This window comes from Paraburkholderia sp. GAS333, assembly GCF_050435665.1.
GTDB lineage: Bacteria > Pseudomonadota > Gammaproteobacteria > Burkholderiales > Burkholderiaceae > Paraburkholderia > Paraburkholderia fungorum_A.
Window position 1 is genome coordinate 1,402,150 of the sequence record NZ_JBNDKS010000002.1, and the last position, 14,444, is coordinate 1,416,593.

Annotated in this window: 15 protein-coding genes; 3 read left to right on the forward strand and 12 right to left on the reverse strand. The window is 63.6% G+C overall.

Annotation, left to right across the window (positions count from 1 at the left end):
* Window positions 1-198: 198 nt before the first annotated feature.
* The 12 genes from ABH945_RS15385 to upp form a co-directional block, all read right to left on the reverse strand.
* Window positions 199-1,293, reverse strand: coding sequence for an extracellular catalytic domain type 1 short-chain-length polyhydroxyalkanoate depolymerase (locus tag ABH945_RS15385; protein WP_429251034.1), 1,095 nt, complete (start codon window positions 1,291-1,293; stop codon window positions 199-201).
* 74 nt (window positions 1,294-1,367) lie between these two features.
* Window positions 1,368-1,793: a CopG family transcriptional regulator gene (locus tag ABH945_RS15390; protein ID WP_074766320.1), complete on the reverse strand. Its 426-nt coding sequence runs from the start codon at window positions 1,791-1,793 to the stop codon at window positions 1,368-1,370.
* A 207-nt stretch (window positions 1,794-2,000) separates the two neighbouring features.
* Window positions 2,001-2,252: a hypothetical protein gene (locus ABH945_RS15395; protein WP_074763485.1), complete on the reverse strand. Its 252-nt coding sequence runs from the start codon at window positions 2,250-2,252 to the stop codon at window positions 2,001-2,003.
* Window positions 2,253-2,696: 444 nt separating this feature from the next.
* On the reverse strand, window positions 2,697-4,166 hold the full coding sequence (gene rng / locus ABH945_RS15400; RefSeq protein ID WP_143026226.1) for a ribonuclease G: 1,470 nt from the start codon (window positions 4,164-4,166) through the stop codon (window positions 2,697-2,699).
* A 9-nt stretch (window positions 4,167-4,175) separates the two neighbouring features.
* Window positions 4,176-4,805, reverse strand: coding sequence for a Maf family protein (locus tag ABH945_RS15405; RefSeq protein WP_429251035.1), 630 nt, complete (start codon window positions 4,803-4,805; stop codon window positions 4,176-4,178).
* Between the two features lie 281 nt (window positions 4,806-5,086).
* Window positions 5,087-5,557 (reverse strand): 23S rRNA (pseudouridine(1915)-N(3))-methyltransferase RlmH, encoded by a 471-nt coding sequence (gene rlmH, locus ABH945_RS15410; protein WP_074763486.1) that lies wholly within the window; start codon window positions 5,555-5,557, stop codon window positions 5,087-5,089.
* Window positions 5,558-5,630: 73 nt separating this feature from the next.
* Entirely contained in the window at window positions 5,631-6,092 is a 462-nt protein-coding gene (rsfS, locus tag ABH945_RS15415; RefSeq protein WP_074763487.1) for a ribosome silencing factor, read from the reverse strand.
* A gap of 4 nt (window positions 6,093-6,096) precedes the next feature.
* The gene (locus tag ABH945_RS15420; protein ID WP_083379937.1) at window positions 6,097-6,837 is read right to left on the reverse strand and encodes a nicotinate-nucleotide adenylyltransferase; all 741 of its coding nucleotides are present in this window, start codon (window positions 6,835-6,837) and stop codon (window positions 6,097-6,099) included.
* 31 nt (window positions 6,838-6,868) lie between these two features.
* Window positions 6,869-7,792 (reverse strand): oxygen-dependent coproporphyrinogen oxidase, encoded by a 924-nt coding sequence (hemF, locus tag ABH945_RS15425; RefSeq protein WP_429251036.1) that lies wholly within the window; start codon window positions 7,790-7,792, stop codon window positions 6,869-6,871.
* Between the two features lie 263 nt (window positions 7,793-8,055).
* Window positions 8,056-9,354: a phosphoribosylamine--glycine ligase gene (purD, locus tag ABH945_RS15430; protein ID WP_074763490.1), complete on the reverse strand. Its 1,299-nt coding sequence runs from the start codon at window positions 9,352-9,354 to the stop codon at window positions 8,056-8,058.
* A 321-nt stretch (window positions 9,355-9,675) separates the two neighbouring features.
* Window positions 9,676-10,404 (reverse strand): YebC/PmpR family DNA-binding transcriptional regulator, encoded by a 729-nt coding sequence (locus tag ABH945_RS15435; RefSeq protein WP_074763491.1) that lies wholly within the window; start codon window positions 10,402-10,404, stop codon window positions 9,676-9,678.
* A gap of 692 nt (window positions 10,405-11,096) precedes the next feature.
* Window positions 11,097-11,747: a uracil phosphoribosyltransferase gene (gene upp, locus ABH945_RS15440; RefSeq protein WP_074763492.1), complete on the reverse strand. Its 651-nt coding sequence runs from the start codon at window positions 11,745-11,747 to the stop codon at window positions 11,097-11,099.
* 238 nt (window positions 11,748-11,985) lie between these two features.
* On the opposite strand from upp, the gene ABH945_RS15445 reads away from it, so the two are divergent.
* The 3 genes from ABH945_RS15445 to ABH945_RS15455 all read left to right on the forward strand — a co-directional run bounded on the left by ABH945_RS15445 (window position 11,986) and on the right by ABH945_RS15455 (window position 14,421).
* Window positions 11,986-12,765: an SDR family oxidoreductase gene (locus ABH945_RS15445; RefSeq protein WP_074763493.1), complete on the forward strand. Its 780-nt coding sequence runs from the start codon at window positions 11,986-11,988 to the stop codon at window positions 12,763-12,765.
* Window positions 12,766-12,974: 209 nt separating this feature from the next.
* Entirely contained in the window at window positions 12,975-13,364 is a 390-nt protein-coding gene (locus ABH945_RS15450; protein WP_074763494.1) for a methylglyoxal synthase, read from the forward strand.
* A gap of 82 nt (window positions 13,365-13,446) precedes the next feature.
* Window positions 13,447-14,421, forward strand: coding sequence for a quinone oxidoreductase family protein (locus ABH945_RS15455; RefSeq protein ID WP_429251037.1), 975 nt, complete (start codon window positions 13,447-13,449; stop codon window positions 14,419-14,421).
* Window positions 14,422-14,444 lie beyond the last annotated feature (23 nt).

The window sequence follows — 14,444 nt, forward strand, 5'->3', positions numbered from 1 at the left end:
GGGCGTGTTCTGGCGGCGTTGCGGTTGGGGCAGCGGAAGTTCGCGGGCAGCGACGTGGGCGTGATGTCACGCCTTTGTTTTTTTGTCGCCGCGTGGGTGCCGTGTTAGCTGCTCTTATGGTGCGTTTATCTCGCAAGTAGCTTCGCGCGGTCGCCGTGCTTCGACCTTGGTATTGCACGCCTGCGTTGGCCGCGAGCCTCACTCCCCGCGCGGATGCTCAAGAAAAAATCGCAGCATTTCCGCCGATGCATCCGGGCCCGCCGGGTCCGTGTACGTGCCGCGCTGGCTGCCGCCGGACCATGCGTGGCCCGCACCGTGGATCGTCCAGTTTTCCGCTTCGACACCGTTCGACGCGACGAGCTTTTGCACCGAGGCATTGTGTGCGCCGCGTGCCGTTGACGATGGCGCGGAGACCGTCGCGGTGCCTGCATCGAACGATGCGAGAAGCTGCGCTGCATTCGACGGATGAACCGTTTTGTCCGCGTCGCCGTGAAACACGATCAGCGGACGCTGTGGCGCTACGTTTGCACGATGACGAGGCGTCTTGCCGCCCTTCATCGCGGCGAGCGCCGAGGGCAGGTCCTTCGCGCTTCCGTATGCGAGTCCCGAATGGACACCGGCCGCCGCGTACAGATCGGGCGAGGTTTTCAGCATGACGTCCGCCATCGCGCCGCCCGCCGACAAACCCGCCACATAGACGCGCGCCGGATCGATCCGGTAGTGCGCCATGACTTCACGCGTGATGCCCGCAATCAACGACGGCTCGCCGTGATCACGCTGCTGATCCGCGGGCTTGAACCAGTTCCAGCATTTCGAATGATTGGCCGATTGCGGCTGAACCGGATACGCGACGATGAACCGCTGCCGCTCGGCCAGTTCGTTCATGCGGGTGCCGGCCGCGAAGTCATCGGCGTTCTGCGTGCAGCCGTGCAGCATCACGATGAGCGGTACGGGTTCGTCTTTGTAGCCGGTCGGCACGTACAGCTTGTATTGACGCTGGCCCGCGCTATTGGTGAAGGTGTGCGTGCTGAAGGTGCCGGGCGATTCGGCGTCGATGGTGTAGGGGTCGTCGGTGTGCGGGCCGGGCTTCGTGTGGTTTTGCGCTTCGGTCCACGCGTGCGCCCAGTTGCTCGCGGACGGCGGGGTGAACGGCGGCGGCTGCGTCTGAGTGTGGACCGGTGGGACATGAGCGCCGCCTAGCGCGCGTTGAACGGCGGCGGTCGCTTCATGAGGGCCTTTCGTGCGCAATAGCTCGAAGGCGTCCTTCATCGATTTCAGGAAATCTTTGTTCATGGGGAGGTTCGTGTCCGTGGTGTTGGTTTGCGTCGGCGAGGCGGCGGTGGTGGCGTGCGCGTTGGGCTTCTGCTTCAGCGGATGCGCCCCTTGAGCGCCGCCTTGACCGCAGGCGACGCGTGAAACGCGCCGAGTACCACCACTGATGCAATCGTCGCAACGGCGAGTTCGGGCGATACGTCGGCGGCGATGCTGGCCAGCCCCAGCACATGGACGTCGAACTGCTCGTTCGCGGCCTGGGCCGCTTCGAGGTCGCGTCGTGAGAAATGCTGTAGGCCGAGCACCATCGCGCGCCGCGTCACGGTTTCGGTGACGACCTGCGCGTGTACCGCAAGCTGATTGCGGATCGCGGTTCGGATCAGGTCGGTTCGGGTTGAGTAAAAGCCTTCTTCGACTAGCAGATCGATCTGACCGAGGTCGATCGGGCCGAGGTTGATGGTGATTTTTTCGGTCTCGCCGCCTTTGGGGCGGGAGGTGTCGACGAGATTGAGTTTGGGCATTTTTTCGAGAGATAGATAGCTTGGCGCCATCCAATTAACATCCAATGGGATGGTTATACGCCTCTCGTGGGATGGCCGTCAAAGGGAAAATTTGGGGTCGGGAGGGGCGAGGCGAGGGTAATTGACACGGATGTGCAGGCGCCGCGTCACCGGGCGCGAGCGGCTTGACGTTTGTTGAAACCTGTTGAACCCCTACCTGGGACACGCTCAATGACCATGTCCACCGTGACCGCCGCCGTGGCCTCCGCCATGGCCGCCGTAGTAGCCACCAAAGCCGATGCCGACGCCGACATCGATTGACGGCGCGGCGTAATAGCCCGGATAGCCCGGAGGGTAACCGTAGTAACCTGGAGCGGTCTGATAGACGGGCCCGGGATCGTAGCCGTAGCCATACGGTGGTGCGACGACGCAGCCAGCGAGACTGGCCGATATGACGACGATGCTGATCAATCGGATCATTTTCCCTCTCCCGTTATGACGGAGCGTCGCTCTGAGCACGCTTATCAGACAGGAGAGCAAAGGGCGGTCCTGAAGAGCGGCGTAGGCGAGCTGCGTGAATTTCTTGTCGTCCTCGCCGCCTGCTTCTGCTCTGTCGTGAGAAAGTCGCGCCCACTTTGATACGCGTCTTTGCGGTACATCATCCAACGTTGCGATGCGTCTGTTTTCAGTTCAGTACCGCGCATTACCTGGTCCCGTATCTAGCGAAGGGGTCAACCTGACAGATCGTTGAGTGCAGTTGTTTTTGGAATACGCGAGCTACGCGATTTGGATCGAAGCAAATGAAAAAGCCGACCCATTCGGGTCGGCTTCATGTGGAGGAAACCTCATTAACTTAATTCTGGAAACGATCGGCACTAAAGCCTGCCAGTCATTTCATATGAACGTGGCTAGTCGTCAATCAAGCTACATCAGCACAATGTCGTACTGCTCCTGACTCAAATTCGACTCCACCTGCAACGACACCGGCTTGCCGATAAAGTCGATCAACATCGCCAGATGCTGCGACTCTTCTTCGAGGAACAGATCGATCACCTGCTGCGAAGCCACCACCCGGAATTCACGCGGATTAAACTGCCGCGACTCGCGCAGAATCTCACGCAGCACGTCGTAGCAAACCGTTCGCGGCGTCTTGACCTGGCCCTTCCCCTGACACACCGGGCAAGGCTCGCACAACACATGCGCGAGCGACTCACGCGTGCGCTTACGGGTCATCTCCACCAGCCCCAACTGCGAAAAACCATTCACAGTTACTCGCGTCCGGTCACGAGACAGCGCCTTCTTCAATTCTCCCAATACCTGGTCGCGATGCTCGACGTTTTCCATATCGATGAAGTCGATAATGATCACGCCGCCCAGATTCCGCAGCCGCAATTGCCGGGCAATCGTATGCGCTGCTTCAAGGTTGGTTTTGAAGATCGTGTCGTCGAAATTGCGTGCGCCGACATAGCCGCCGGTATTCACGTCGATGGTGGTCATCGCCTCGGTCTGATCGATCACGAGATAGCCGCCCGACTTCAGATCGACCCGGCGCGACAACGCGCGCTGAATTTCCGCCTCGATGTTGTACAGATCGAATAACGGCCGCTCGCCCGTGTAGTGATGCAGCTTCGACGACACCGCCGGCGTAAATTCAGCCGCAAAATCGGCGAGCATCTGATACGTCTCGCGCGAGTCGACCTGAATGCGCGATGTTTCGTCGTTGACGAAATCGCGCAGCACGCGTTGCGCCAGATTCAGATCCTGATAGAGCAGGCTGGTGGGCGGCATGCGCTGACCTTGCGCAACGATCGTCGCCCACGTCTTGCGTAAATACGCGACGTCGCCGGCCAGTTCTTCGCTGGTCGCATCTTCAGCAATCGTACGAACGATGTAGCCGCCTTTCTCGTCGGCGGGCAACACGGCGGTCAGACGCTTGCGCACGGCGTCGCGCTCGGCTTCGCTCTCGATCTTCTGCGAGATGCCGATATGCGGCTCCTGCGGCAGATACACCAGCGTGCGCCCGGCAATGCTCACTTGCGTGGACAGCCGCGCGCCCTTCGTGCCGATCGGGTCCTTGACGACCTGGACCATCAACGTCTGACCTTCGAAGACGATCTTTTCGATCGGCTGATGCGGTGCCTGATGTGCAGGTTCACCAGCAATACGTGGATGCCAGATATCGGCGACGTGAAGAAACGCGGCGCGTTCGAGGCCGATGTCGATAAAAGCGGATTGCATGCCCGGCAGAACACGAACGACCTTGCCGAGATAGACATTGCCGACGCGCCCGCGCGACAGCGTTCGTTCGACGTGAAGTTCCTGGACGGCGCCTTGCTGGACCAGCGCGACGCGCGTTTCCTGCGGCGTGACATTGATCAGGATTTCTTCATTCATGATGTTATTTTAGAAGTCGATGCGCGCTGCACGCAGGAGGGCAGCGGTTTCAAAAAGCGGCAAACCCATGATACCTGAATAGGACCCGTCGATATGACCGATAAACTCGGCTGCGCGTCCCTGCACGCCGTAAGCGCCCGCTTTGCCGAGGGGTTCGCCGCTTGCCACATAGCGACGGATCGCATCTGCGTGCAGTGCAGCAAAACGCACCTTCGACACCGATAACGCGGCGGGCAGCAACGAGCCTTGCGCATCGACCACCGCGACGGCGGTCAGCACTTCGTGATCGCGGCCCGCGAGGCGCGTGAGCATCGCGATGGCGTCGTCGGCATCGACGGGCTTGCCGAGAATCGCGTCGTCGATCGTGACGGTTGTGTCTGCAACCAGGATTGGCCGCGCAGCGTGGCCGCCTGCGACGAGCCGCTCGCGCGCCGCGTGGGCCTTCGCGATGCACACCCGCTGCACGTAGTCGTGTGCGCGTTCGCCGGGCAACTCAGCTTCGAGCGCTTCGGCATCTTCATCGGGACGCGGCAGCAGCAGTTCATAACGCACGCCGAGCTGTTGCAGCAACTCCTGGCGGCGGGGGCTTTGCGAAGCGAGGTAGACGAACGGATGCAGCGAGTCGGCGGACGTGGGCATGAACGGGTCTCGATAGATGGGTGGGTTGCGTGAGCGCGCGTGTCAGCGCATGAAGGGCGCGCGAGGTGTCGGCGATGAGCGTGTGCCAGGTACGATGGATGCGAAGGTGCGCAATCCATCGCACCGGTCAGGCGTCGATCGGCGCGACGGAGAGGATCAACACGGAGATCGACGCCGGAGATCGGCGCAAAACAGCGACACGCGCGTCGGTGCGGCGTCAGCAGCAAAACTGGAAACGCCTGGCCAACGCCACGCTTTTTCAGCCTCGCCGCGTGATCCGCTCACACGCGATGATAGGGGTGATTTTGCGTGATGGTCCACGCGCGGTAAAGCTGTTCGGCGAGCAGGACGCGGACCATCGCGTGCGGCAGCGTGAGGCTCGACACGCGCAGCAGCATGTCGGCACGCGACTTCAGGTCAGGATCGAGCCCGTCGGCACCGCCGATCAGGAACGCGACGTCGCGGCCGTCCTGCTGCCAGCCGGGCAACGCGGTCGCGAGCTGCATCGTGGTCCAGTCCTTGCCGCGTTCGTCGAGCGCGACGATGCGCGCGTTCTTCGGCAACGCGGCTTCGATCTTCACACGCTCGGCGGCCATCACGCTCTCCGCCGACCGCCCCGACGAGCGCTGCTCGGGCTTGATTTCGCGCAGCTCGATGCGCAGTTCGGGCGGCATACGCTTCGCGTATTCGTCGAAGCCGGTGGCGATCCAGTCGGGCATCTTGTGGCCGACGGCGAGGATGTGCAGTTTCATCAGCGATGCAATGAAGGAGGGAGCCGCGATCTTTACGGGCGATAGCCGGCCCGCAAAGTCCGCTGATCTGGGCTTACTTGCGCTTGGCCGCAGTCTTGCGCGCCGGCTTCTTCGCAGCAGCTGCTTCGCCGTCTTCGTCCTCTTCCTCGTCGTCGGGCTCGCTCGAACGCGCGCCGCCGAACGGATCGGGCGTGGACAATTTCAGGCGCACCGGCTTGTCACCCCAGATTTCTTCGAGGTTGTAGTACTGGCGCAGCGCCGGTTGCAGGATGTGGACGACTGCGTCGCCGCAGTCCACCAGCACCCATTCGCCGACGTCGTCGCCTTCGGTGCTGATGACGTCGCCGCCTGCTTCTTTCACGCTGTCGCGCACGTTCGAAGCCAGCGCCTTGGTTTGCCGGTTCGACGTGCCGCTCGCGACGATCACGCGATCGAACAGCGAGGTCAGGTGGCTGGTGTTGAACACCTTGATGTCTTGCGCCTTGACGTCTTCGAGAGCGTCGACGATCACGCGTTGTAGTTTGCGAATATCCATGGGGTTACCGGTGGTACAGATGATGTTGAAGAATATAGTCCCACACCGCAGTGGGGACATGGCTCGCCGCCTGGTCTTGCTGTTCGCCGCCCGCGAGGGCTAGTTGCTGGCTCACCTGTTCGCGCAGATGCGCGCGAATTTCGGTGGCCGAGACGTTGAACGCAAGCGTCGTATCGATCAGCAAGTGGCCGCAGGGCGTAGCTTGCAGAACGTCGACGCGGGCACGGCGCGCGTCGATTTCTTGAGCGACCACCGGAGGTATCGACGCAAGATCGAAACCGGGCCGGGTGGCCGCGCAGATGTGGGCGAAGTCGAACAGATGCTTCCAGTCGCGCCATGTGTCGAGGTGCACGAGCTGATCCGCGCCCATCAACAGCGCGATCGAGGCATCGTCGCCTTCGCGTTCACGCCAGAGCTTCAGCGTGTCGAGTGTGTAAGTCGGGCCGTCGTGATCGATTTCGTCGGTCGCGACCCGCACCGTGACGCCCGGCAGCACGAGCGACGTAGCCGCCGCGCGCGTCATCGCCAGACGATGCACGGCGGCCGTCACGTCCGATTTCTGCCACGGCTGGCCGGCCGGCAGCAGCACCAGTTCGGTCAGTTGCAGCACGTCGGCGAAACGCCGCGCGAGCGCCAGATGGCCGTCGTGGATCGGGTCGAAAGTGCCGCCTAGCAGACCGATCCGGCGAGGCAGGGCAACAGGGTGAGCGTTCGGCTTCAGGTGAAGATCCTTTGTCGTGGCCACGGTGAGCAGGCTGCGGGCGAACCGCGCCTTGTTACACCCACTCGCGCGGCACGAGAAAATCGCTATAAAGACGCGCTTCCGGCGTGCCCGGCTCGGGCTGCCAGTTGTAGCGCCAGTTCACCACAGGCGGCATCGACATCAGGATCGATTCCGTGCGGCCGCCGCTCTGCAATCCAAACAGTGTGCCACGGTCGAAGACCAGATTGAACTCGACGTAGCGGCCGCGCCGGTATGCCTGGAAGTCGCGCTCGGCCTCGCCATACGGAATGTTGCGGCGCTTTTCGATGATCGGCAGGTACGCTTTGAGGAATCCTTCGCCGACGCTTTTGAGCATCGCGAACGATTGATCGAAGCCCGGCGCGGAGAAGTCGTCGAAGAAAATTCCGCCGATTCCGCGTGGTTCGTTACGGTGCTTGAGGAAGAAATACTCGTCGCACCAGCGCTTGAACTCAGGGTACAGGTCCGCGCCGTACGGTTGCAACGCGTCGCGGCAGGTGCGGTGAAAGTGCTGCGCGTCTTCCTCGTAGCCGTAGTACGGCGTCAGGTCCATGCCGCCGCCGAACCAGAACACCGGCTCTTCGCCGGCCTTGGTCGCGATCAGCAGACGCACATTCATGTGCACGGTCGGGCAGTGCGGATTGTGCGGATGCAGCACGAGCGACACCCCCATCGCCTCAAAACCACGCCCGGCCAGTTGCGGCCGGGCCGCGCTGGCCGAACCCGGCAATGCGTCGCCGGCGACATCCGAGAAACCGATGCCCGCGCGCTCGAAGAAGTTGCCGCCTTCGAGAATCCGCGTGCAGCCGCCGCCGCGCAACTTCTCGTCGGGGGCGCGCTGCCAGGCGTCGGTTGCGAACGGCTGGCCGTCGAACGCGCCGAGCGTGTCCGCGATTTGCGTTTGCAGGCCTTGCAGCCAACTGCGCACAGCCTGTGCGTCGTAGCTCGAATCGGTCATGAATGCAGATGCTGAGGGCGTCACGCTGAACGTGTCGCGGGTTCTTCGTGAAGGGCGACGGCCGGGTCTTCGTCAGCGAGGATTGGCGAAGACGGGGCCGTACGGTGTTTCGCGCGGGCCTGCGTGGTGCTTGCTGCGGGCCTGGGACCTGGCCGCACCGGCGAACCCGCGGTGTCACCGGCTATAACCCGCGGTCGCAACCCGGCGCGAAAACCCGCAGTGTAGCGCCGTTGACGCGACACGCGGGTGAGCGGGGTGTTGGCTTACTGCTTGCCTTCGGTCTTCGCGTCGTGCTTGCGGCCGATCGCGCGGTAGCCGATGTCGCGGCGATACTGCATGCCGTCGAACGAGATCTGGTTGATCGTTTCGTACGCGACCGATTGCGCGGTACGTACCGAATCCGCCAGACCGACTACGCACAGCACGCGGCCGCCGGAGGTGGTCAGCTTGCCGTCGGCGAGCGTGGTGCCGGCGTGGAACGTGACCGAATCGGCCGTCTCAGCCGGAATGCCGTTGATGCGGTCGCCCTTGCGCGGCGTGTCCGGGTAGTTGTGCGCGGCGAGCACGACGCCCAGCGCGGTACGCCGGTCCCATTCGAGTTCGACCGTGTCGAGCGTGCCGGCAATCGCCTGCTCGACGACCTTCGAATAGTCGCCCTTCAGACGCGCCATGATCGGCTGCGTTTCGGGGTCGCCCATACGGCAGTTGAATTCGAGCGTTTTCGGGTTGCCTTGCGCGTCGATCATCAAGCCGGCGTACAGGTAGCCGGTAAAGCGGATGCCTTCCTTCTCCATGCCGCGCACCGTCGGCAGGATGATTTCGCGCATCACGCGGGCGTGCAGTTGCGGCGTGACGATCGGCGCGGGCGAGTAAGCGCCCATGCCGCCGGTGTTCGGGCCCTGGTCGGCGTCGAGCAGGCGCTTGTGGTCCTGGCTCGAAGCGAGCGGCAGCACATGCTTGCCGTCGACCATCACGATGAAGCTGGCTTCTTCGCCCGCGAGGAATTCTTCGATCACGACACGCGCGCCGGCGTCGCCGAGCTTGTTGTCGGACAGCATCATGTCGACCGCGGCGTGCGCTTCTTCCAGCGTTTGCGCGACCACCACGCCCTTGCCGGCGGCAAGGCCGTCGGCCTTGATCACGATCGGAGCGCCCTTGGCGTCCAGATACGCGTGCGCGGCGGCGACGTCGGCGAAGGTTTCGTATTCGGCGGTCGGGATCGCGTGGCGCTTCATGAAGGCCTTCGCGAAATCTTTCGAGCTTTCGAGCTGGGCGGCTTCCTTCGTCGGTCCGAAAATCTTCAGACCGCGCGAGCGGAACAGGTTGACGATGCCGGCTGCCAGCGGACCTTCCGGGCCGACCAGCGTGAAAGCGATCTGTTCCTGTTCGACGAAATCGGCGAGCGCGGCCGGCTCGGTGATGTCGATGTTGCGCAGACGCTCGTCCTGGGCGGTGCCGCCGTTGCCCGGAGCAACGTAGACGAGCTGAACCCGCGGCGATTGCGCGAGCTTCCATGCGAGTGCATGTTCGCGACCGCCGGAACCGACGACGAGTAACTTCATGTGAATCCCCGAGACTTAAAAACCATAAACGGCTGAAGCGCGAAGCTCAGCCGTGCAATGAACAGCGATAACGCGTGAAAGCAGCAGGCAGGCAATCATGCAGGCAATCAGGCAGCAGAGCAGCAAAATTCGCGCTAGCTTCACCCGCACTGGCTAACCGGCGGACGCAGCCCGGACCAACCTTGATGGATGCTGCGAGGGGTTCGCGCAGCAGCGCGGCAACCCATTCTGCAACGCCCGCTCTGCAACGACGCGAGGGCCAACCGGCCTGCATGGCGCGGTTCAATGCGAACCCGCGCGCCACGCCTGGCCGGAGCACGCTCACTCGTCGGCGATCGCGGCGTTTGTATAGACTTCCTGCACGTCGTCCAGATTTTCCAGCGCGTCGAGCAGTTTCTGCATTTTCACCGCGTCGTCGCCGGTGAATTCGACTTCCGTCTGAGGTTTCATCGTCACCTCGGCTAGCTCGGCCTTGAAGCCCGCAGCTTCGAGCGCGGTCTTCACCTTCGGGAAATCGTTCGGCGGACACAGCACTTCGATACTGCCGTCTTCATTCGTGACGACGTCGTCGGCGCCGGCTTCGAGCGCGGCTTCCATCAGCTTGTCTTCGGCGGTGCCGGGCGCGAACAGGAACTGGCCGACGTGATCGAACATGAACGACACCGAGCCGTCCGTGCCCATGTTGCCGCCGTTCTTCGAGAACGCGTGACGCACTTCCGCGACCGTGCGGGTGCGGTTGTCGGTCATCGTGTCGACGATCACCGCCGCGCCGCCGATGCCGTAGCCTTCGTAGCGGATTTCTTCGTAGCTCGCGCCGTCGACACCGCCCACGCCGCGCTGGATCGCGCGGTTGACGTTGTCTTTCGGCATGTTGGCGTCGTACGACTTTTCGACGGCGAGCCGCAGACGCGGGTTCGAGTCGATTTCGCCGCCGCCCATGCGGGCCGCGACCTGAATTTCCTTGATGAGCCGCGTCCAGACCTTGCCGCGCTTGGCGTCGGCCGCTGCTTTCTTATGCTTGATGTTGGCCCATTTCGAATGACCCGCCATACATTTCTCCGTCGCGCGCGCCCGCAGGGCGCACGCATAGTGCAATTGTCGTTGCGATGTCGGGCGCTCGCGTTTTATGCGATTCCGCGCGCCTCGATGTCAAAACCGTCTCTTGATGAAGCCGCCTGTGAGACTGTCCGGTTGCCGCCGATTTGCAGGGCCTTTCCCAGGCGCCGGTGAGATCCAGGCCGGTGCTGCCCGTACAGCCCTCAAGCCCGCGCGCTTGCCTGAACGGGTCCCAGCCAACGGAACCGGCAGTCGCTGGCGCGGTGAGCCGGGCGGCTCGCATGCGGCGAACACGGCGCTGGCCGGACAGGCCCCGGGTTGGCGCGTAACGCGCAACGCGGTGATGGGCGGCGGAGCGAACGGTTCTGGGACCGGTGGTGCCGAGGGCTTGCCAACGAGGCAGCCGTACGTGCTGCAACAGAAGCAAAAAGGGTGCAAAAAGCTGCGGTTGAAACCGGTAAAGCTATGGCGGTGCCAATCAAGCCGCTTCTGGAGCGGATTCGAATTTTATCACGCCGAAGGGGGGCGGCAGAGGGGAACGTAGCGGGAAACAACGCGGAAAGTGTGCGGAGAGAATCCGGACGATGGCCGCCCGGCCGCCTTCGAAGCATTTCGCCAGCCCGTTTCGGGCTGTAGTCGGGATCGCGCCAGCAGGCGCGATCCCGGCCGGGCCGGTCGGCCCAACCTCAGTTTTTCGTGCCGAACAGGCGGTCGCCGGCGTCGCCGAGACCCGGCACGATGTACGCGTGCTCGTTCAGGTGCGAATCGAGCGACGCCACGTACAGCTTGACGTCCGGATGCGCGTCCTGGAACACCTGCACGCCTTCGGGCGCCGCCACCAGCGCGAGGAACATGATGTTCTCGCCGGCCACGTTGCGGCGCTTGAGCACGTCGACGGCGTGCACGGCCGAGTAGCCGGTCGCGACCATCGGATCGCACAGGATGAACACGCGGTCTTCGAGATCCGGCAGACGCACCAGATATTCGACCGGCCGGTGGTCGTCGGCGCGATATACGCCGATGTGGCCCACCCGCGCCGACGGCACCAGTTCCAGCAGGCCGTCCGACATGCCGATACCGGCGCGCAGCACCGGCACGATCGCGAGCTTCTTGCCGGCGATCACCGGCGCGTCGATATCGACCAGCGGCGTGGTGATCGGGCGCGTGGTCATCGGCAGATTGCGGGTGATTTCGTAGCCCATCAGCAGCGTGATTTCGCGCAGCAGTTCACGGAACGTGCGGGTCGAGGTGTCCCGGTCGCGCATATGTGACAGCTTGTGCTGGATCAGCGGGTGATCGAGGATGAAAAGATTGGGAAAACGGCTGTCCTGGGTCATGGCGGGGGCGCAAGCTGCGCAAGAGGGATCATCGGATTCGGTTCGGCGTGCCGCCCGGCCCGCCAAGCGGCTGGCTGGCGGACGCGCCACGGCGCAAGTTTACCGAAAGAGTGCAGTCCGAAGATACCGGAGATTGAAGCGGCCCGGCGCAGTCCGGCACCGATTCTTCTAGAATCGGGGGAAACTTTGCCACCCAGGCGCGTCAATGCGCCGGAACACCGCCTCGAGGACACACACAATGGACATGGGAATCGCAGGACGCACCGCGCTGGTTTGCGCGGCCAGCAAGGGCTTGGGACGCGGTTGCGCGGAAGCGCTCGCCGCCGAGGGCGTCAACCTGACGATCGTCGCGCGCACCGCCGAGACGCTGGAAGCGACCGCCGAGGAAATCCGCAAGCAGAGCGGCGTGGAAGTCAAAACCGTCGCGTGCGACATCACTACGCCCGAAGGCCGGGCCGCGGCGCTCGCCGCCTGTCCGCAGCCGGACATCCTCGTGAATAACGCGGGCGGGCCGCCGCCGGGCGATTTCCGCGATTTCTCGCACGAGGACTGGATCCGCGCGCTGGAAAGCAACATGCTGACGCCGATCGAGCTGATCCGCGCGACCATCGACACGATGAGCGCGCGCGGCTATGGCCGTATCGTCAACATTACGAGTTCGGCGGTGAAGGCGCCGATCGACGTGCTGGGTCTGTCGAACGGGGCGCGCTCGGGGCTGACCGGCTTCGTCGCGGGGCTGGCTCGCAAGGTCGCGCCGACCGGCGTGACGATCAACAACCTGCTGCCGGGCCTGTTCGACACCGACCGCATCGCGGTCACGTTCGAGGCGCAGGCGCGCAACCAGAACATTTCCGTCGACGACGCTCGCAAGCAGCGCATGAAGACGATTCCCGCCGGGCGCTTCGGCAACCGCGACGAGTTCGGCCGCGCGTGCGCGTTCCTGTGCAGCACGCATGCCGGGTATATCACCGGGCAGAACTGGCTGATCGACGGCGGCGCCTATCCGGGCACGTTCTGACGCGACGCGCCTGAACGGATGCGGTCCGGCGCGGCGATAGAGCAGCGGCGGGCAGCTAGAGGCGTTCAGGCGCATTCGTCGTGCGCGCGCAAAATCACGCGTGCGAAAAAAGGCGGCGCTAAAAAGCGCGGCCGGCAGCAATTAGTAGAAGCAGCTTCACGGCATCACCACAACAACGACAATCACACAGGTTCCAGGAGTCTTACGTCATGACCACCCGCATTGCGCTGATTGCGCACGATCACAAGAAGGACGACATCGTCAAACTGGCCGGCGAATACGTCGATACGCTCCGGCGCTGCGACATCCTCGCGACCGGCACGACCGGCGGACGCATCGCCGACGCGCATGGCCTGACAGTCGAGCGCATGTTGTCGGGCCCGCATGGCGGCGATTTGCAGATTGGCGCGCAGCTCGCGGAAGGGCGCGTGGACATGGTGATCTTTTTACGCGATCCGATGACGCCGCAGCCGCACGAACCGGACATCAACGCGCTGGTGCGCGCGTGCGACGTGCACAACATTCCGTGCGCGACGAATATCTCGACCGCGCGCATGGTGCTCGACGTGCTGACGCTGCGTTTGAGCGAGCAGGTCTGACCCGACGGCGCGGGTTCGCTGCGCGTCCGGGCGCACATCTGAACAACACAATCCGAACGACACCTCACATCAAGGAGACATGATGACGAAAGCAATCCGATTCGATAAGCCCGGCGGCCCCGAGGTGATGAAATGGGTCGAAGTCGAAGTGGGCGAACCCGGCGCGGGCGAGATTCGCATCCGGCAAACGGCGGTCGGGCTGAACTACATCGACGTGTATTTCCGCACCGGTCTGTATCCGCTGCCGCTGCCCGGCGGGCTCGGCATGGAAGCGGCGGGTGAAGTGACCGCCGTGGGCGAGGGCGTCACCGGTTTGAAAACGGGCGACCGCGTGGCCTATGTCGCGCGTCCGCCGGGCGCGTATGCGCAGGAGCGTGTGCTGCCGGCGCTGCAGGCCGTCAAGGTGCCGGACGCCTTGAGCGACGAGCAGGCCGCCTCGGTGATGCTGCAAGGTCTCACCGCGCAATATCTGCTGCGCCGCACGTATCCGGTGAAAGCGGGCGACACGATCCTGATTCAGGCTGCGGCGGGCGGCGTCGGTCTGCTGGTGTGCCAGTGGGCCAAGGCGCTGGGCGCGACGGTGATCGGCACGGTCGGTTCCGACGAGAAAGCCGAGATCGCGAAGGCCCATGGCTGTGACCATGCAATCGTCTACACGCGCGAGAACTTCACGAAGCGCGTGCGCGAGATCACCGACGGCGCGGGCGTGCCGGTGGTGTACGACTCGATCGGCAAGGACACGTTTACGGGCTCGCTCGACTGCCTCGCGCCGCTCGGCATGTTCGTGAGCTTCGGCAATGCATCGGGTCGTTTGCCGCCGATCGATTCGTCGGAATTCGCCGGACGGGGCTCGCTGTTCTTTACACGCCCCACGCTGTTCACGTACATCGCAAAACGCAGCGACTACGAGGCGATGTCGGCGGAACTGTTCGACGTGCTGGTGTCGGGCAAGGTGAAGACGAGCGTGAATCAGCGTTATGCACTGGCGGATGTCGGACAGGCACATGCCGATCTCGAAGGCCGCAAGACGACGGGTTCGACGGTGTTGATGCCATAAAAACAGGCCGATGGCGCCGGCGC

Bases quoted from the DNA above. Each gene is read 5' to 3' on its own strand.
- ABH945_RS15390 (WP_074766320.1), bottom strand. From the start codon at position 1,793: ATGCCCAAACTCAATCTCGTCGACACCTCCCGCCCCAAAGGCGGCGAG.
- rlmH (WP_074763486.1), bottom strand. From the start codon at position 5,557: ATGAAACTGCACATCCTCGCCGTCGGCCACAAGATGCCCGACTGGATC.
- upp (WP_074763492.1), bottom strand. From the start codon at position 11,747: ATGACCCAGGACAGCCGTTTTCCCAATCTTTTCATCCTCGATCACCCG.
- ABH945_RS15405 (WP_429251035.1), bottom strand. From the start codon at position 4,805: ATGCCCACGTCCGCCGACTCGCTGCATCCGTTCGTCTACCTCGCTTCG.
- ABH945_RS15455 (WP_429251037.1), top strand. From the start codon at position 13,447: ATGACGAAAGCAATCCGATTCGATAAGCCCGGCGGCCCCGAGGTGATG.
- rsfS (WP_074763487.1), bottom strand. From the start codon at position 6,092: ATGGATATTCGCAAACTACAACGCGTGATCGTCGACGCTCTCGAAGAC.
- ABH945_RS15435 (WP_074763491.1), bottom strand. From the start codon at position 10,404: ATGGCGGGTCATTCGAAATGGGCCAACATCAAGCATAAGAAAGCAGCG.
- ABH945_RS15385 (WP_429251034.1), bottom strand. From the start codon at position 1,293: ATGAACAAAGATTTCCTGAAATCGATGAAGGACGCCTTCGAGCTATTG.
- rng (WP_143026226.1), bottom strand. From the start codon at position 4,166: ATGAATGAAGAAATCCTGATCAATGTCACGCCGCAGGAAACGCGCGTC.
- ABH945_RS15395 (WP_074763485.1), bottom strand. From the start codon at position 2,252: ATGATCCGATTGATCAGCATCGTCGTCATATCGGCCAGTCTCGCTGGC.
- ABH945_RS15450 (WP_074763494.1), top strand. From the start codon at position 12,975: ATGACCACCCGCATTGCGCTGATTGCGCACGATCACAAGAAGGACGAC.
- hemF (WP_429251036.1), bottom strand. From the start codon at position 7,792: ATGACCGATTCGAGCTACGACGCACAGGCTGTGCGCAGTTGGCTGCAA.
- ABH945_RS15445 (WP_074763493.1), top strand. From the start codon at position 11,986: ATGGACATGGGAATCGCAGGACGCACCGCGCTGGTTTGCGCGGCCAGC.
- purD (WP_074763490.1), bottom strand. From the start codon at position 9,354: ATGAAGTTACTCGTCGTCGGTTCCGGCGGTCGCGAACATGCACTCGCA.